This is a genomic window from Xanthomonas sp. NCPPB 1754 (assembly GCF_041475725.2).
GTDB lineage: Bacteria > Pseudomonadota > Gammaproteobacteria > Xanthomonadales > Xanthomonadaceae > Xanthomonas > Xanthomonas euvesicatoria.
Map to the genome: position 1 here is coordinate 4,963,064 of NZ_CM192982.1, position 17,478 is coordinate 4,980,541.

Annotated in this window: 17 protein-coding genes and 1 pseudogene; 9 read left to right on the plus strand and 9 right to left on the minus strand. The window is 64.3% G+C overall.

What is annotated here, in order from left to right; all coding sequences use genetic code 11:
* Window positions 1-169: 169 nt before the first annotated feature.
* From ACCQ15_RS21245 to ACCQ15_RS21255, 3 genes are all read right to left on the minus strand, one after another.
* On the minus strand, window positions 170-1,531 hold the full coding sequence (locus ACCQ15_RS21245; protein WP_127166367.1) for an MFS transporter: 1,362 nt from the start codon (window positions 1,529-1,531) through the stop codon (window positions 170-172).
* A gap of 113 nt (window positions 1,532-1,644) precedes the next feature.
* Complete coding sequence (locus tag ACCQ15_RS21250; protein WP_029820594.1) at window positions 1,645-2,193, minus strand: YdeI/OmpD-associated family protein; 549 nt, start codon at window positions 2,191-2,193, stop codon at window positions 1,645-1,647.
* Between the two features lie 107 nt (window positions 2,194-2,300).
* Entirely contained in the window at window positions 2,301-3,203 is a 903-nt protein-coding gene (locus ACCQ15_RS21255) for a LysR family transcriptional regulator (RefSeq protein ID WP_031425175.1), read from the minus strand.
* A gap of 100 nt (window positions 3,204-3,303) precedes the next feature.
* On the opposite strand from ACCQ15_RS21255, the gene ACCQ15_RS21260 reads away from it, so the two are divergent.
* From ACCQ15_RS21260 to ACCQ15_RS21270, 3 genes are all read left to right on the plus strand, one after another.
* Window positions 3,304-4,137: an SDR family oxidoreductase gene (locus ACCQ15_RS21260; RefSeq protein ID WP_122272094.1), complete on the plus strand. Its 834-nt coding sequence runs from the start codon at window positions 3,304-3,306 to the stop codon at window positions 4,135-4,137.
* Between the two features lie 158 nt (window positions 4,138-4,295).
* Complete coding sequence (locus ACCQ15_RS21265) at window positions 4,296-4,844, plus strand: RNA 2'-phosphotransferase (RefSeq protein WP_014091529.1); 549 nt, start codon at window positions 4,296-4,298, stop codon at window positions 4,842-4,844.
* 123 nt (window positions 4,845-4,967) lie between these two features.
* The gene (locus ACCQ15_RS21270; protein ID WP_372381051.1) at window positions 4,968-6,233 is read left to right on the plus strand and encodes a phospholipase D-like domain-containing protein; all 1,266 of its coding nucleotides are present in this window, start codon (window positions 4,968-4,970) and stop codon (window positions 6,231-6,233) included.
* 24 nt (window positions 6,234-6,257) lie between these two features.
* Here the strand turns inward: ACCQ15_RS21270 and ACCQ15_RS21275 are convergent, their stop codons facing one another.
* Window positions 6,258-6,770, minus strand: coding sequence for a CcdC protein domain-containing protein (locus tag ACCQ15_RS21275; protein ID WP_122272092.1), 513 nt, complete (start codon window positions 6,768-6,770; stop codon window positions 6,258-6,260).
* A gap of 271 nt (window positions 6,771-7,041) precedes the next feature.
* Between ACCQ15_RS21275 and ACCQ15_RS21280 the strand changes: the two genes are divergently transcribed.
* Window positions 7,042-7,248: a hypothetical protein gene (locus ACCQ15_RS21280; RefSeq protein WP_029820588.1), complete on the plus strand. Its 207-nt coding sequence runs from the start codon at window positions 7,042-7,044 to the stop codon at window positions 7,246-7,248.
* Window positions 7,235-8,341, plus strand: a complete 1,107-nt coding sequence (locus ACCQ15_RS21285; RefSeq protein ID WP_372173950.1) for a type II toxin-antitoxin system RelE/ParE family toxin — start codon at window positions 7,235-7,237, stop codon at window positions 8,339-8,341. Before ACCQ15_RS21280 ends, ACCQ15_RS21285 begins: the two co-directional genes overlap by 14 nt.
* Before the next feature lie 168 nt (window positions 8,342-8,509).
* On the opposite strand, the gene ACCQ15_RS21290 is transcribed toward ACCQ15_RS21285, so the two are convergent.
* The gene (locus ACCQ15_RS21290; RefSeq protein WP_372381596.1) at window positions 8,510-9,070 is read right to left on the minus strand and encodes a hypothetical protein; all 561 of its coding nucleotides are present in this window, start codon (window positions 9,068-9,070) and stop codon (window positions 8,510-8,512) included.
* A gap of 627 nt (window positions 9,071-9,697) precedes the next feature.
* Here ACCQ15_RS21290 and ACCQ15_RS21295 point away from each other — a divergent pair.
* Window positions 9,698-10,135, plus strand: coding sequence for a DUF6393 family protein (locus ACCQ15_RS21295; protein ID WP_228729415.1), 438 nt, complete (start codon window positions 9,698-9,700; stop codon window positions 10,133-10,135).
* 16 nt (window positions 10,136-10,151) lie between these two features.
* The gene (locus ACCQ15_RS21300) at window positions 10,152-11,084 is read left to right on the plus strand and encodes an XVIPCD domain-containing protein (RefSeq protein WP_011349157.1); all 933 of its coding nucleotides are present in this window, start codon (window positions 10,152-10,154) and stop codon (window positions 11,082-11,084) included.
* Window positions 11,085-11,705: 621 nt separating this feature from the next.
* On the opposite strand, the gene ACCQ15_RS21305 is transcribed toward ACCQ15_RS21300, so the two are convergent.
* Window positions 11,706-12,808 (minus strand): IS3 family transposase gene (locus ACCQ15_RS21305; RefSeq protein ID WP_372166127.1). Its coding sequence is split into 2 segments (ribosomal slippage): window positions 11,706-12,550 and window positions 12,550-12,808, totalling 1,104 coding nucleotides; the frame shifts between segments, so codons are not numbered across the junction.
* A 70-nt stretch (window positions 12,809-12,878) separates the two neighbouring features.
* On the opposite strand from ACCQ15_RS21305, the pseudogene ACCQ15_RS21310 reads away from it, so the two are divergent.
* Window positions 12,879-14,249: pseudogene (locus tag ACCQ15_RS21310) on the plus strand (alpha/beta hydrolase); the annotation flags it as partial.
* A gap of 110 nt (window positions 14,250-14,359) precedes the next feature.
* On the opposite strand, the gene ACCQ15_RS21315 reads toward ACCQ15_RS21310, so the two are convergent.
* Entirely contained in the window at window positions 14,360-14,758 is a 399-nt protein-coding gene (locus ACCQ15_RS21315) for an antitoxin Xre/MbcA/ParS toxin-binding domain-containing protein (protein WP_008574610.1), read from the minus strand.
* Window positions 14,759-15,078: 320 nt separating this feature from the next.
* Between ACCQ15_RS21315 and ACCQ15_RS21320 the strand changes: the two genes are divergently transcribed.
* A complete protein-coding gene (locus ACCQ15_RS21320; RefSeq protein WP_029820583.1) occupies window positions 15,079-15,510 on the plus strand; it encodes a hypothetical protein in 432 nt (143 codons plus the stop codon).
* Window positions 15,511-15,528: 18 nt separating this feature from the next.
* Here ACCQ15_RS21320 and ACCQ15_RS21325 read toward each other — a convergent pair whose 3' ends face one another.
* Together ACCQ15_RS21325 and ACCQ15_RS21330 are read right to left on the minus strand one after the other, a co-directional pair.
* Complete coding sequence (locus tag ACCQ15_RS21325; protein ID WP_051370158.1) at window positions 15,529-16,221, minus strand: DUF2306 domain-containing protein; 693 nt, start codon at window positions 16,219-16,221, stop codon at window positions 15,529-15,531.
* A 30-nt stretch (window positions 16,222-16,251) separates the two neighbouring features.
* Window positions 16,252-17,154 (minus strand): pseudouridine synthase, encoded by a 903-nt coding sequence (locus tag ACCQ15_RS21330; protein ID WP_372381052.1) that lies wholly within the window; start codon window positions 17,152-17,154, stop codon window positions 16,252-16,254.
* Window positions 17,155-17,478: the final 324 nt, after the last annotated feature.

Genomic DNA, 17,478 nt, shown 5'->3' on the forward strand with positions numbered 1-17,478 from the left:
CGACCGCAGCATCGAAGCTTCACCTTGGCTGCGCGTGGCGACGCGTTTACCACGCTCGGTATGCCAATCACCTGAGGCGCCCCTCATCCGCCCTTCGGGCACCTTCTCGCCCATGAAGGGGGACAATGTCCCGCAGGGAGAAGGGCAGGGCTCTGCCCGCGCGCATGCATCACCGCTTGCGCTGATGCATCGCCGCTTCGTCGTCCAGCCAGTTGCTGCCCTTGTTGGTCAGGAAGAACATGTAGACCACCAACGACACCGCAATCACCGCCGTCGCATAGATCACGAACTCGGTCACGTGGTTGGTCTTCAGCGAGGCCTGATACAGCAACGGCGCGGTTCCGCCGAAGGCCGAATTGGCCAGCGCGTAGCCAAGACCGACACCCAGCGCGCGCACGTGGGTGGGGAACAATTCCGCCTTCACCACGGCATTGATCGAGGTGTAGCCGGTCAGGATCACAAAGCCCACGGTGAGGATTGCGAACGCGGTCAACCAGTCGGTCTGCTTGGGCAGTTCCATCACCAGGAACCAGGTGTAGAGCACGCCGCCGATGCCGAAGAACACCAGCAAGGTCTTGCGCCCCACGATGTCCGACAACCAGCCGCCCACCGGCTGCATCAGCATCAGCACGGTCAGCGCCACCAGATTGATGATGGTGCCGGCCATCACGTCGCCACCGGCGAACGCGGTCTGGATCATCTTCGGCCCGGTGACCGAATAGGTGTAGAACGCGATCGTGCCGCCGGCGGTGATCAAAAAGCACAACAGCAGCGGACGCCACTGATTGACGAGCAATTCGCGCATCGAGCCGGAGGCCTTGGCCTTGCCGGTACGCGAATCGGCGATGGATTCGGAGCTCAGCGACTCATCCATCGTGCGGCGCAGCCAGAACACCACCAACGCGCCGATGCCGCCCAGCCCGAACGCCACGCGCCAGCCCCATTCGGAGACCTGCGACGCATCGAAGAAATGCAACATGATCAGCAAGGTAGTCTGTGCCAGTACGTGCCCGCCCACCAGCGTCACGTAATGGAACGACGACAGGAAGCCGCGCCGGCCGGGAATCGCCGCTTCGGACATGTACGTGGCGCTGGTGCCGTATTCGCCGCCGGTCGCAAAGCCCTGCAGCAGGCGCGCCACCAGCAAGATGATCGGCGCAGCGATGCCGATCGTGGCCACCGTGGGCGTGATCGCAATCACGAACGAGCACAGCGCCATCACCGATACCGAAATGGTCAACGCCAGGCGGCGGCCATAACGGTCGGCGAAGCGGCCGAAATACCATGCGCCGATCGGGCGCATCAGGAACGTCATCGCAAAGATCGCCCACACGAACATGGTGGCGTTCTTGTCTTCCTTGGAAAAGAACTGCGACTCGAAGTAGGTGGCGAACACCGAATAGACGTAGACGTCGTACCACTCGACGAGGTTGCCGGCCGAGCCCTTGAGCGTGTTGGACACCGAGCGGCGAAGGCTGCCGGCAGCTGTGCCAGAACCGGCAGCGATCGGAGACGATGGGGGTGCGCTCATGCGGTCAGAACCTCTTCGGTGGGACAGCCCCGGAGTATAGGTGCGCGCTTGTGTGACGCATGTAAGCATTTTGGCTTATAGATGGCGGCAACTCGCACACCGGACCGCCTGCTTCAGCCCGCTTTTGGCGTGGGTGCCGCCAGCGCGTGGCTGTACTTGCCGGAGCGATCGAAACAGCACGCACGCCGCTTGCCCGAGGCCAGCATGGCGCATGCGGTAGCGATGCGCTTGCCCCGCGTTTGGGCCTTCTTGCCGGACACCACCCAGAAGATCCAATCGCGCCGCGCCACGGCGGTGATGTCGTCCCAGGTCGCACGCGCGGCCGGATGCGCGGCCAGCGCTGCATGCAGATCGTCCGGCACCAGCGGCTCGGGCTCTTCGGCCACGGGCGTCAGCGCGAGCGCCACCGTCTGTCCAGCGCACACACCGGCTGCCTGCTGCAGGGCGCGTTCGATCGTCAGCCAATGCCCGCCCCGCCCGTCCGGCTGCAGCGTCGCCTGCAGTGGGTGCCCGGCCACCGTCCCGGTGACGCTCACCATGCTGCGCGTGGGCAACGCGTTGCTCGCCGCTGCAGGCAGCAGCAGAAACAGCCAGCTGGCATCGGCCGGCGTTGCCGGTTGCAGCAAGGTGGCAGTGAACCGGATGGCGGCGGCCGGACGCATGGCGCGAACCATAGCACCGCACACCGCCGGGTTCTGCTGTTGCTGCCGCGCATTGGCGCACGCGTGATCGTGCAGGCAGCGCCATGGTCGGAGCCGTGAGGTGCGCTTCAGCCGTGCTGCGGCAGCAGCTCCTTGAGCGTCTCGATAAAGGCGCGCAGACCCGGCGGCAGATGCCGATGCCCCGGGTAGTACAGCACCAGCCCCGGAATGGTGGGACACCATGCGTCCAGCACAGGCACCAACGTGCCGCGTTGCAGGGCGGCGCTGACCGCGTACTCGGGCACGTAGGCGATGCCAAGGCCGGCTTCGGCCGCCTCGCGCATCGGCGCGATCTGGTCCAGGGTGAGCCGCCCGGGCACATCGATCACCACCTCCTCGCCACGGCGCTCGAACTCCCAGTGGTACAGCCGGCCGCTGGGCATGCGATGACGGATGCAGGCATGCCGGTGCAAGGCATCGGGCGTTGATGGAATCCCGGCGCGCGCAAGATAGGCGGGCGCCGCGACGGCGAGGAAACGCGTAGGCCCACCGAACGGTACCGCCACCATGTCCTGCGGCACCGACTCGCTGAAGCGAATGCCGGCATCGCATCCTGCAGCCACGATATCCACCAGCCGGCCTTCGCTCACCAGATCCACCGATAGCGCCGGGTGGCGCGCCAGCACTTGCGGCACAACCTGCTGCAGCAAGACCTGCACCACCACTTCCGGTGCGTTGATGCGTACCGTGCCGGTGGGCCCGCCACGGAAATCGTCCAGCGCCAGCAACGCGTGGTCCACCTCCTGCAGCGCCGGCACCAGCCTTGCGTACAGGCGCTCGCCGGCTTCGGTCAACGACACGCTACGGGTGGTCCGGTGTAACAGGCGCACGCCGAGATTGCGCTCCAGTGCGCTGATCACATGGCTGAGCGAGGACGGCGCCAAGCCCACCTCAGCGGCGGCACGCCGAAAGCTGCGGTGCGTGGCCACCGCAGTGAAGGCGACCAGATCGTTGAAGCTGGGCTTGGACATTGGTGGCAAAACCGCATCAAGTCATTCGAATTTTATGGCATAGACCCAACAATTCCCGTTTCCTAGAGTGACGCCTTCTCCAGCGAACAAGGCCACTCCCATGTCCAAGACCTGGCTCATCACAGGCGCATCGTCCGGCTTCGGCCGCCTCCTGGCAGAGACCGTGCTGGCGCGCGGCGACCGGATCGTCGCCACCGTCCGCAAACCACAGGCGCTGGCCAATCTGCAGGCCCGGTATGGCGATGCAGCGACGGTGCTGCAGCTGGATGTGCGCGAGACTGCGGCCGTGCACGCAGCGGTGGCGCAGGCATTCGCAGCGCTGGGTCGCATCGATGTGGTGGTCAGCAATGCCGGATACGGCACGCTGGGCGCGGCCGAGGCCGCCACCGAGGCGCAGGTCCGCGCGATCATCGACACCAACCTCATCGGCTCCATCGCAGTGATCCAGGCAGTGTTGCCGCGGCTGCGCCAGCAGGGCGGCGGGCACGTGGTGCAGGTGTCATCGGAAGGTGGGCAGATCGCCTATCCCGGCTTCAGCCTGTACCACGCCAGCAAGTGGGGCATCGAAGGCTTCGTCGAGGCCGTGCAGCAGGAAGTGGCCGGCTTCGGCATCCACTTCACCCTGGCCGAACCCGGCCCGGCCCGTACCAATTTCGGCGCCGCCTTGGTGCGCACCCACATTCCTGCCGACTACGCCGACACGCCGGTCGGGGCGCTCAGCCGCGCACTGGACGATGGCAGCTGGGTCATCGCGGGCGACCCGCAACGCATGGTCGAGGCGATGATCGCCAGCACCGAACACGCCCCGCCACCGCGGCGTCTGGTGATGGGTGCCAGCGCCTACCATTCCATCCGGCAGGCCCTGGGCGCCCGCTTGGCCGAACTCGAGGCGCAACGCGGCATTGCCCTGTCGACCGACAGCCCGCCACCGTGATGCGGCAGACGCAGACGCAGACACGGAAGTGGATGTCGATGTGCCTGCGCGACGCCGCACGCAGACACGCGCTGCATGCCGCGCATCGTGCAGTGCGTGGGGTCTGCGCAGCGCGCGGCGGTAGACTCGCATCCACGCACCACACCCCAGCACTGCACATGCGCTCGCTGCACACCGAGACCAGCAAGTTCCTCAGCTATGTCCTTCGCCATGCACCGCAGTCCATCGGGCTGACACTGGATCGCGAAGGATGGGCAGACATCGATGCCCTGATCGCTGCCGCCACTGCCGCTGGAAGGGCGCTGGATGCAGACCTGATCCGTGCAGTGGTCTCCAGCAACGACAAGCAGCGCTTTGCGCTGTCTGCCGATGGTCGGCAAATCCGCGCAGTCCAAGGCCACTCCACAGCGACCGTCGCTCTGGTGCATGTGCCGCGCACACCGCCATCGATGCTGTACCACGGCACCGCGACCCGCTTTCTCGAGGCGATCCTTGCCCAAGGCCTGCAGCCCGGGCAACGCCCTCATGTGCATCTGTCCGCTGATCCCAAGACCGCCACCACGGTCGGCGCACGACACGGCACACCTAGTGTGCTACGCGTGCACAGCCTGCAGATGCACGAGGACGGCCATGTTTTTTACCAGGCCGACAACGGCGTCTGGCTGACGCGGCATGTACCGCCGAACTACCTGCATCTGGTGGAGTGAGGCAGGCAGCACATCGCGTGCATGCCACCACCTGCTGCTGCCCCTTCACAAACCCCATGCCACCGGCCTTGCCAAAATGCCGGCCGCTTGCGCCCGCAGTGGCGGGACATCGGAGTGGGATGCATGACATGGATCATCGTGGCCGCCGTGGCGGTCACCTTGCTGGTGGGGCTGCTGCTGCTCAACTTCGCCACGCCGGAGAAAAAGCTCGAGCACATCCCCAAGCACCTGTACGACGTTGCCGATCCGCAATTCAAACGCGAGATGTCGGTGTTGCTGGGACCGGCCATCCTGCCGGGCAACAGGATCGACGTGCTCAATAACGGCCGCGAGATCTTTCCGGCCATGCTGGAGGCCATCGGCAGCGCGCAGCACACCATCACGTTCGAAACCTATATCTATTGGTCGGGCGAGATCGGCCGCGAGTTCAGCGACGCCTTGTCCGGGCGCGCGCGTGCCGGGGTGGATGTGCGGGTCACCATCGACTGGGGTGGCAGCCTGAAGATGGACCATGCGCTGGTGGACACCATGACTGAGGCCGGCGTGGAGGTGCATCGCTACCGCCCGCTGGCCTGGTACAACCTGCACCGCATCAACAACCGCACCCACCGCAAGTTGCTGGTGATCGATGGCCGCATCGGCTTCACCGGTGGGGTCGGCGTGGCCGACCAATGGATGGGCGACGCGCAGGACCCTGAGCATTGGCGCGACACCCACTACCGCATCGAGGGGCCGGTGGTGGCGCAGGTGCAGACCGCCTTCAACGACAACTGGATCAAGACCACCGGCCGTGTGGTCAACGGCGCGCAGTATTACCCGGCGTTGGAGGCTGCCGGCGACAGCGATGCGCAGTTGTTCGTGGCCTCGCCGGCCGGCGGCAGCGAAAGCATGCACCTGATGTACCTGATCGCCATCGCCGCCGCACGCAGCAGCATCGACCTGGCTGCGGCGTATTTCGTACCCGATGCCTTGATCACCCGCTCGCTGCTCGAAGCACGTACGCGCGGCGTGCGCATCCGGGTGCTGCTGCCCGGCAAGCATATCGATGCCGTCTCGGTGCGGCTGGCCTCCAAGGCCAGCTGGGAGCCGCTGCTGCAGGCCGGCATCGAGATCCACGAATACCAGCCCACCATGCTGCATACCAAGCTGCTGATCATCGACGGCCTGTTGGTGTCGGTGGGCTCCACCAATTTCGACATCCGCTCGTTCCGCCTCAACGACGAGGCCAGCCTGAATGTCTACGACCGCACGCTGGCCGCACGCATGACCGAGGTATTCGAACGCGATCTGCAACGTGCCGAGCAGTATTCGCTGGAGCGCTGGCGCGCGCGGCCGTTGCGGCAGAGGCTTGGCGAGAAACTGGTGTTCCCGTTCCGCTCGCAGGTGTGATCGCGCAGGGCCAATCGCGGCGGGTCAGCGTGCCGCCTGCAGGCGCAGCTGGCGCAGCCGCCACCACAACCCGCCCACGTGCACCAGCGAATACAGCACCAGTGCCGCGGCAATCCCCAGGGTCAGCGGGCTGGCCTGCGAACCAGCCGCCGCCGCACCGGCAGTGAACGCGCCATCGGCCCAGCGCCAGGCCAGGCGCCCCAGCAACACCAGCATCAAGCCGCCGCCGATCCAGGGATTGGGCGTGTACCAGCCTTGGCCATCCACCCATTCGGCATGCGTGTAGCGCAGCGACAGCGCACCCAGGCCGATGCCGACCAGCGCGCCTGCGGCAATACCGAGCCGCACCTGCGGCAAGCCGTACACCGCGAACGCCAGTGCTGCCACCGCGATCAGCAGCACCGCGCTGCGCACCGCCGTGGCCACCGGCTTCCATTGCTGGCGCCCGAAGCTGCGCCGGATGCGCCGGTAGTAGAGGTAGCCGATGGCGGCCATCGAGAGATACGGCGTCAGGGGTGCGATGGCAGCGGCAGGCATGGCGAGTCCTTTGCGAATGAGTGAAGCGACCCGCGCAGAATGAAACCAGCCATGGGCACGAACAAGGTGCCAAGTGTCACTTTCTGCAGGCGGCAGCACTGCCGGTCGCTGCCGGCATCGGGCATGCGGTTAGGCCGTGCGCCACCCAGCCCGCTGCCGCGCAGGCGCTTGCCGCCTGCCCGGTGAACGCCGCGCGCGGACGCCGGCGCCTGCCACACGCGAACAGGAGCGGCGCGGGTAGACTTGCGCAGTGCTCCCCCACCGCCGTGCCATGTCCGCCATCAAGCAAGACGCCCACATGCTGATCGACACGCTGCCCGAGACGGCTGGATGGAGTGACGTGGTCCGCGTCGTGGCCGACGCCAGCTTCCAGGCCGCGGTGCAGGACGGCATTGCCGCTGCAGATCAGGGCGCGTTGACGGCTCCGGCACAGGTGAGCGCACTGTTCGCCAGATGGGGCGTTGATGTTACGGCGTGACTGGACCGTCCCGGCCGCCACGCAGCTTGCACACGCCCAGGATCACTACCACGCGCTCAACCCGACCGCCGCTGCCGCGATGGCGCGGCAGGTGCTGGAAGCCACCCGCACCCTGGCCGAGCAACCCGGCCGTGGCCGCGCTGGCCGCGTGCCCGGCACCCGCGAATGGGTGGTCAAGCAGACCCCGTACGTGCTGGTCTACCGCGTGCGCGAGGGCGCCCTGCAGGTGCTGCACGTCCATCTGGATGCCAGCGACTGGCTGCCCCGCACCGAGCCGCTGATCGAACGCATCGAACCGTGGATTGCCGCGCTGATCAGCGCGCTGCTGCACGTGCTGATGTTGCTGATCCTGCTGTCGGCCTCCACCCCCACCATGACCCCGCCGCAGGGCTCGGCCAGCGGTGGACGCATCAAGGTGGATTTTGTCGGCGACACCTCCCAGCCCGATCAGCCGGTGCCCTCGCCCACCCCGGTGCCACCGACATCCACGCCCGTGCAGCCGCCACCGGCGGCCTCGCCGGTGCAGTCCACGCTGGTGCAGCAGGCCAAAAATCCGGTGCCGCCGCAGGGCGATACCGCGCAAGGCAGCCTGGCCGAACGCCGCCAGCCGCGTCGCCAGCAAGGCCCCACCCCGCCGCAACCGCCCGCTCCGCCGGCGGCATCCGCACAGCGCCGCCCGGACACCTGGACCGGCAGGCCGCCCGGCATGCTGGACGAACCGGCCGACGGCGCCGAAGACGGCATGGCCAACACCCCCACCATCAGCCAGGGCCGCCGCAACGACCGCAACAACGCCCAGCCCAGCCTGGATATCGGCGGCTTCCAGGTCTATTACGACGTGCGCAGCGAAACCCAGCTGCGCGCCTGGAAAGAACAAGGCATGCAGGAAATCGCCATCATCCTGCCCGGCACCCAGCAACGCATGATCTGCCCGCTGGATGTCGCGCTCAAGCGCGGCTCCAGCAAATGCCGCCTGCTGCCGCCGGATTCGCCCGAACTGAAGTCCATCGGCGACGCCCGCGAAGTCATCAACATGATGGAGGTTTACCGCCAGGGCGAACCGGTCTGGCGTGGGCCGGGGCCGTATCGCTGAGGGCTGGTTGCTCGGATACGGCGTCCCGGACAACGCCACCGCTCGCCCATCGCCAGCGTCCTGTGCTGAGCACATCCTGCTCCGGGGACGCGGCCGCTTAGCGATTGGTCGAACGCGCTGAAGCCCTGGTCGGCTGGCCCGTCCGGCGGCGACTGGGATGCTGCAACATCAACGCCCCTGGTCCTTTCCAAGCTGGCTGCTCAAGGCTCCCTGGAAGGGCGCCGGATCGCTGGTGACCAGGCAGTTGTAGCGCTTGTCGCTGTTGAGCACGAGCACGGACGACTTGGGGTCCTTGAAATTCAGCCCGACCGAGAACAGCACATAGGTGTTGGGCAGTGCGCTCGGCCGGAATGCACCAAACGCATAGTCGCCGGACAACCCCAACGGCGACAGCGGCACCGTGAGCATCAACGGCTGCGTGGCAACAGGCGATGGCAGCGACGCCGAAGCGGTCATCATCTTCGACTGCACATCGATGGAATAGGTGGTGGTGACCGCCACTCCCAGGTATTTGGACGTCGGCTCGGCAACCTGCTTGCGACACGCCGCAACATCTTCGGGCTTCTGATCCTGCTGACCGTTCTGCAGCGTGGCGAAGACATGGCGCAACGTGACGGTGTCCTTCCCGGGCACCGCTGCGGCAACAGCTGCGCTCATACACAGCACCATCGCCACAAGCGAGAGGCTGCATGCCGCAAGCGCACAACGACGGTTTTTTTTCTGGATCATTTTGATCACTCCTGAGTGTGAGTTTATGGTGCAAGGACGATCAGCGGCCACGGTTTGTAGTGCGATGTACTGCGCTTTGAAAGAGCACGCAGTGCCATTTGCGAACATCTCAAACAGCAGATAATCGCTTGCGCTTTTGACGATTAGATACGGCGTTGAAGGTAATTCCAGATCTCCATCGATGTTTAATCGATTACTTTCTGGTGCAGCGATTTTGAGTTTCTGCAACATGCCAACCCGACAAATCGTCTCAGCGATTTCGTTACGTGATGCAGTTTTGATTTTCAGAGGAGAGCAAACCGGGTTCGGTCGATCGAGCTAGAAAACAACTGAGACAGAACGGATCCGTCACTTAGTGAGCGACTCGGTACGTCAGGGCCGCTACTGAAGTCTGAGCGTCTATTGATGACTCATGGATTGCTCTTACTCACCGATCCATGCTGGGCTTGGCCCAGAAGCGTCAGCGCAAAGCCCATTGACAATCCGCTCAACGACTATCGGCTCTTGAGAGCTTGTAGTAAGCTGGCAGCCGTCCGCCTGAACGCTACTCGGTTTTCGAGCTTGGCCGAGAAGGACAGTATCTCGCGGATATTCGAATCACGTGATTAGTCGCATCAGGAGATCGCCATGCCACGCATCATGTCGAAGGGCTTGGCCGCAACACTTGCACTTGTCGGGGTTGCGGTACTTCCACTTTCGTCCTGCGCCAATGCGGACAATGCGCGCACTACTTCGACACAGGAAGACCCCTCGATGACAGGAGCCAGCCCAATGTTTGACGAGATTTATGCTTCCCAAAAACCCGTTCGATTCGAGCAGATCGATGTGAGCAATATCGTTACGAAATACATACCGTTGGGCACTACAAAGGCGTCGGTGCTAGAGACCTTCGGTAAATCTCCAACCTCGAAGGTCGTTGAAGACACCGAAAGCAAGATTGTCGTCAGGGACAACAAGGGACAAGCGATGTTGGATCCCGATGCACGTTCCGTAGTGATGACTTTTTCTTTGGATGCCGACGGCAAGGTGACACACGTCGAAGCCGTTCATATCAAGAATCAGTAAGCCACAGGAGCATGTCATGGATGAGAAGATCGAAGTCGGGTACCGGAATATCGGGGCTGCTCTCGGCAAGGAATACCACCACAAGTTCCTTCTCTACACGGACAAGGAGGGCAACCAGCGCACTATTAGCGGCTGGACTGGCGATGAGCGACCTGGATTGCCGTACGGACGGATGCACGTTGAGACCAACCTCCCCTATGACCGAAACAACCCTGATCATCGGGACAATCCGAATGCAATTGGCCAAAAGCAGTATCGGGAAGAGATTGCAAATGGCGCGGACTTGTCCGGAACGTGGGGCCGCATGGTCGCTAATGCCAGGAGTAAGGATGACAAATATCCCTACGATCCCCTGCTGCAAAACTCAAACACACTCGCTGATAGCGTTCTGCGGGACGTGGGTCTTCAGGAACCGAAAAACGACGGAGTCTTAGGACATTGGGCGCCTGCATCGGGGCGACAGCTGGACGAGTCGGTCCAGCCCGCGGTACCAGGTCTAGGTAATTCAGGACGTGCCTTTAGTGCAGGTGGAGCACCTCTCGATCCGCAACAAGAAGCCCGGCTGCGTGATGATCCATTGTTCAAACAGGCTCTTGCTGGACTCGACAAGCTGGGTCCAGATGCTGGTGTTTACACCAATCAGCAAGACAAGGAGCGGATTGCCGGCGCCCTGGCTGTCCAGGCAAAACTTAATCGTCCGCCTCTGCCCGAGATCCAAGAAGTCGTTCCAAGCCAAACCAATGGCAATGTCTTCGCAACTTATAAGAATCCAGGAAATGACATGGACCTCCTGCGCACCCATGTCGACAAAGGTGAGGCCGTCAAGCAGCCGTTGGCAGAGAACCTGCAGAAGCTGGAAACCGCAAACCAGCAAGCTGTACAGCCCCCCGCACAGGAAGCATCACGCTCGATAGATCAACCAAGTCATGGCGCACTCGGATTGCGATAAGCGCGGCGAACTGGTTAGTTGCATATGATTGCAAGCGCAAGAAACATAATCAAAATCAACTTGTATTGTTGACGTGCTCCGGGCCCGTCAACATAGCGCTCGACGAGTCTGGACCGTCATATCGGCATTGCCAGCAATTAGCCCACGCGATCAAGCGTTGGGCTGTCGGACAAGTGCACCGGAAGCTGACTGCCGGCATCGACGACGTTGTCTGCACCGAGTGGCACAGGGAAGAAGTAGGAATTATCAGTTCGCCACTCTACCAGTAGACAAGCGTCCATAGGTCGCTTTCTACCGGGTCGCAGCGATGCATGAACTTCTAACTACAAATATCGTCATATAACTTATCTGACGCCTGTCTGCTGCTTGCCTATCGATGTCTTAAGCTCCACTCGCAAATTCGACGTGACCTGGATATCCGGTTGCCTCAGCAGTTCAGACAGTCGATCTAACTGCATGGTATCTGTGCTGTATCAGCTGCGCTGAGCTAGTCCGCCCTCACCACAAACGCCTTGAACACATGCAACTCTAGCCACTCTTGCGCCGCAAGCGACCCCAACCTGAGCGCGTAAAATACCTGGATTGGATGCGACGTCCCCCCGCCCTGAGTAGCGGTCGGGTTTAGAGTCCGGGGTTGATGATATCGGTGTTTGCCAGATGTTGGGCATAAGCGGACGGCGTCATGCCGCCAATTGCTTTCTTCGGTCGGTCCTCGTTGTATTCGCGTCGCCAGCGTTCGATCTCGGTGCGCGCGTGCAGCAACGTCGGGAACCAGTGCTCGTTGAGGCATTCGTCGCGTAGTCGGCCGTTGAACGATTCAACATAGGCGTTTTGATTTGGCTTGCCGGGTTGGATTAGCCGTAGTTGCACACCACGGGCATGTGCCCAGACGACCATCGCTTTGCCGCAAAACTCCTTGCCGTTGTCGGTGCGGATCACCTTCGGTAAACCGCGACTGTGTGCCAACCGATCCAGCACGCGCGCAACGCCGTGCCCGGAGATCGCGCGTTCCACCTCGATGGCGACCGCTTCGTGCGTTGCGTCGTCCACGATCACCAGACACTTGATCACTCGGCCGTCGGCGGAGCGGTCGAACACGAAGTCCATCGACCACACCTGGTTGGCCTGCGCTGGCCGCAGCAGCGGCTGACGCTCGCCAACCGGCACCTTCTTGCGCTTGCGGCGCCGCACTTGTAGCTGCTGCTCGCGATACAACCGCTCCACGCGCTTGTAGTTCACCAGGCGTCCTTCCTGTCGCAGCTTGAGATAGATCATCCCCACGCCGTAGCGGCGATGGCGATGCGCCAACGCAAGAATGCGCTCGCGCAGTTCGCCATTGCGGTCTTGGCGTGGGCAATAGCGCAGCGCGCTGGCGCTCATGCCGATCGCCGCCAAGGCGCGACGCTCGCTGGCACCACGCCCGATCCACTCGCGCACCAGCGCACGACGCGCCGGTGCGCTCACCACTTTTTTCGCAACGCATCCTTGATCAGGTCGTTCTCGAACAACTGCTCGGCCAGCAACTTCTTTAGCCGCGCGTTCTCGGCCTCAAGATCCTTGAGCCGCTTGGCGTCGGGCACGCTCATTCCGCCGAACTTGCTGCGCCACAGGTAATACGAGGCCTCGCTGAAGCCATGCCGCCGGCACAGATCCTTGATCGCCACACCGGCATCAGCTTCGCGCAGGAAGCCGATGATCTGTTCTTCAGAAAAACGCTTCTTCACGTCCAATCTCCTTGGGGTAGGGAATTGGACTCCAAACTGAGGTGCTACTCAAAATTGGGGGGACGTCGCCACCGCAGTGGCGGTCGCCGCGCAGGAGGTCACCGCGCTGGCACCCGGCGGCAGCGTCCAGATCGATCTGGACAACATCGCCTTCCCGCGCGGGTTTTCTGCGCTGCCGGCCGGCGATTATCTGTTCCAGGCCGTGCTCGACCCGGATGGCAGCTATGGCTACAGCGGCCGCGATGGCGGCGATCTGCTGAGCGAGGTCACCGCCGTGACATTGGCCAACAGCAAGCCGCTGCCGGCGCTGACCTTGAGCAAGCAGGTGCCGGTCTCGGACGATCCGTGGCAGGTCTCGCCACGCGCGCCGCAGGCGGTGCGCGTGGCGGTGCCCGAAGCCAGGCTGCATAGCGCCGATGCCTCGATGGTGAGTCCGTCGCTCAGCGCGTTCTGGGGCCGACCGGTCTCGCTGCGCGCCCGTGTGCTGACGCCGCCCGACTACAACGCCAAGGCCGCCACGCGCTATCCCACCGTGTATGTCACGCATGGCTTCGGCGGTAACTACAACCGCTTCGCCGGCAGCATTGCATCCACCTGGAGCCTGATGGCGGCCAAGCAGATACCGCCGATGATCTGGGTCTTCCTGGATCAGTCCACGCCCACCGGTACCCACGAGTTCGCCGATTCGGTCAATAACGGCCCGTGGGGCACCGCGCTGACCGAAGAGCTGATTCCGGCGCTCGAGCGTCAGTACAAGATGGACGGCAAGGCCAGCGGCCGCTTCTTGAACGGGCATTCGTCCGGCGGCTGGGCCACGCTGTGGTTGCAGACGCGCTACCCCAAACTGTTCGGCGGCACCTGGTCCACCTCGCCGGATTCCAGCGATTTCCGTGACTTCACCGGCCCGGATTTGTACGCGCCCAATGCCAACGTCTACCGCCGCGCCGACGGCAGCCAGTTTCCGCTGATCCGCGACCACGGCAAGGTGCTGGCCGATCTGGAAACCTTCGCCAAGCTCGAACGGGTGCTCGGCCCGTACGGCGGCCAGCTCACCTCGTTCGAGTGGGTCTTTTCGCCGCGCGGCGCCGACGGCCGCCCGCTGCCGATGTTCGACCGCGACACCGGCAAGGTGGACCCGGCCGTGGTGGCCTATTGGCGTACCCACTACGACATTTCCGCACGCGTGGCCGCGCAATGGCCCACGCTCAAGCCGGACCTGGACGGCAAGATCCATGTGATCGTCGGCACCGCCGATACGTTCTACCTGGATGGCGCGGCGCATAAATTCCAGGCGGTGCTCGATGGCCTGGGCGCCAAGAGCGATTTCCGCTATCTGGAAGGCCGCACCCACTTCGATCTCTACACCGAGGGCGACGACAACGACGCGCTGATGAAGAAGATCGCCGCAGAGATGTACGCAGTGGCGCGACCGAAACGGTGAGTGGCTGAGATCATCGCGTTGCACACGGCTACCCGCGCGTGCAACGCCCGCCGCAACCGCACCGCGCATGCCGGACCGCATGCACGGCGGTGTCGATCAGGCATCAGGCATCAGGCAGAGCGCGGCAATTCCCATTCCACCTGCTGGCGCAGCACCAGCAGCAGCACCTGGATGCGCCCGCCACGCACCATCGCCGCAGGCGTCTGGCCGTCGAGGGCATTCATGGGTTGACGAAACCAGCGGATCAATGCCTCGTTATTGCCACCGTTCAAGGCCCACGCGTGGCAAACGATTTCGCCCAGGTTCTCGATGCCGGCGGTGCCAAGCAACTTGAGGTGTTCGGGGGTGAACGCAAACATCGACAGCACCAGCTCGGCGTCGGCCGCCTTGCCGTGGTCCACCTGCATCTGCTCGCTGTGCGCGGTGCTGTAGAGCGCGCCCTGCGCGCGAAAATCTTCGGCGCGCCGCATGCCGGTAAGCACTGCTGCGATGAGGTCGGCGCGTTCCATGGGTTGTCCAGCTGAGTACGTGCGCGCACGCTAACCGGGCCGCTGCTGCCGCTCAATCGGGAGACTCCTGACAGCCGCCAGGCGCGTCAGCGGCCGTTGCGTGATGCAGCGCGGCGCGGCGGCCCGGCATGGAGCACGCGTGCAGGGCCGGCGCACCGCCTGCACGGCGTCGCCCGCGCCTGCCCGCCTTTGCAGCACTTAACGCAGCGGTTGCTAGCATCCGGGCGCGTCACTGGCAGCAGCCCGCGCGTGGATGGGCTGCAGTGTTGGAGTCTCACCTCATGAGGAGTTGTCAGATGCCCTGGAAATCCGCCCTTGCCATGCTTGCCCTGTCCACCGCCGCGCTGCCGGCGCTGGCCCAGTCCGACCGCCAGGTGGTCGAAGACATGCTCACCCGCTCGGCCAATGTCTGCCCCGGCCACAGCACCGAACGCACCACGCCCACCGTCAAGGCCGTGCCGGTCGGCGCGCTGCGCGTGATGCTGGAACGCGGCCTGGTCATGTGCCCCGACCGTCGCCTGGACGCCGCAGCACCGGCCGTGTTCTACGGCCGCCTGGGCGTGTTCGCCTGGAACCCGGACGTGAAAGCCGGATCCACCGTCATCGCCAAACAGATCGACAGCATGACCCGCAAGGACGAATACCCCACCGACACCCTGGTGTGGGACGCCAAGGGCACCGCGCTCAAACAGCAGACCGTGCCGATGTTCGAACCCAGGCCGGGTGCGGCGGTGTTGTACAAGGTGCGTTGAGGCGTGCCGAAGCGGGTTTCAGCCACGCGTCGATGACGACCGCGGCACCTGGCGCGGCACAGCGATGCGCCTGCGCCAGGGCCTGGTCAGTGCCCGGCGGGTTGCCGCCACGTGGATCAGCACCGGCACCGCCCAGCTCGCCCAGAGCAGCGCGGCGATCGTGCCGGGCGAAGGCACCACCCCGGCCCCAACTGCTGCATAGAGCGCGATGCGAAACACCACCGGCGCCAGCGTCACCAGATATGCCCGCACCATCCAGCGCCGGTGCCGGTCGAGCTGCCCGCGGCCGATGGCCAGCAGGCCGACACATGCCACCGCCGCCCATGCCACTTCCGTCGCTGCGAAGGCAACGCGGATCGTCGTCGGCGCGGGCGAGGTAGCAATCAGCCCAGTGGCGCCAAGCATGGCCACCAGCATGCCGGCGACGTACGCCCGCCCAGTCCAGCGATGCACCCACGCCTGTCTGCGCCAGCGTTGCGTGGCGAACTGCAACGTGCCAAGCGCAATGCCCACCGCACCACCGCCGAGGTGGCACCACAACCAACCGCGGCGAGTCAGAAACATGCCATAGGCCGGCGAATCCATTGCGGCATACTTCAGATACACGTGCCGCACGAACTCACCGGCGAACACGGCCAGCGCAAGCCAGAGCAGCGCCCACAACAAGCTGGTCGATCGCCGGTTACGGGAGACCGCAACACCATCGCGCATCGGATCGACGTGCATGTCCCGCTCCTTCGGTCAGCCCGCGGCAGAGTGCATCGGCCCCACCGTTGCGGTGAAGTGCCTCGGCTCACCGGTCAGCGGGTCATCGAACGCCAATGTACGCGCGAACAGCTGCAGCGGGCGTTCCGGGTCATCGGGCCGCTGGGCTTCCAGCTCGGGATAAAACCGCTCGTGCAGGATCGGCGCGCCCAGCGCGGCCATGTGCACACGCAGTTGATGCTTGCGCCCGGTCACCGGCTCCAGCCGATACGTCCAGGTGTCTGCGTTGCGTGCGACCACCTCGATCACCGTCTCGCTGTTCGCTTCGCCCACGCCCTCGTGCATGCGGAAGAACGGCTCGCCCGGCTCCAACAGGCTGCGGTGCACATGCGGAAACCTCAGCTGTGGCAGCGGTGGTGCCACAGCCAGGTAGTGCTTACGGATGCGCCGTTGCCGAAACAAGGCCTGATAGATCCCGCGCGTGGCAGGGTTGGCCGAGAACAGCACCAGCCCCGCGGTTTCGCGATCGATGCGGTGCAATGGCACCAGCGCCGGATTGTCCAGCCGCCGCACCAGTCGCGTCAGCAGCGTCTCGCGCACGTATGCACCGGCGGGTGCCACCGGCAAGAAGTGCGGCTTGCAGGCTATCACCAACTGCGCGTCGGCATGCACCACGGTCTCGACATAAGGAATCACCGGCTCATCGGCGACCTCGCGGAAATAGCGGACGTCCGCACCCACGCGATACGGTGCTGACAACGCCAGGGCCTGGTCGTTGGCATCGCGCACCAGGCCGCGTGCGAAGCGGTCGCGCCAACGCTCGGCCGCGATCGCCGGAAAACACGCGCACAGCGCCTCGAAGACCGAGACCCACGGGCCGGCAGGCAGCTGGAAGCGGCTGGCCGGCGTGCCATCGTAGGTACGGGGTGCATCGGGCATCGCCGGGATCGCAACAGGATCGAGAGTGCAGCATGGTAACGCGCGATGCGGCGACGCACTGCATGCAGCGTGGCAGTTGCATGCAGCAGTGCAGCATCGGTCGATCGCTGCACTGGCCGTAGTCGGCATGCGCGAAGCGATGTGCGCCCGCGCGATGGCGCCGCATCGACGCGTGGTGTGATGGAACTTAGGTTGGAAGCGCGATGCGTGTGATCGCGCCGCATGCCACGCCTCGATCGCGACGCTGCGGCTTGCAATACACCTGTCATCAAATCCGTTGACGTTGCGTACGTGCAACCGGCTCTCCTTCGATCCCTTTCTCAA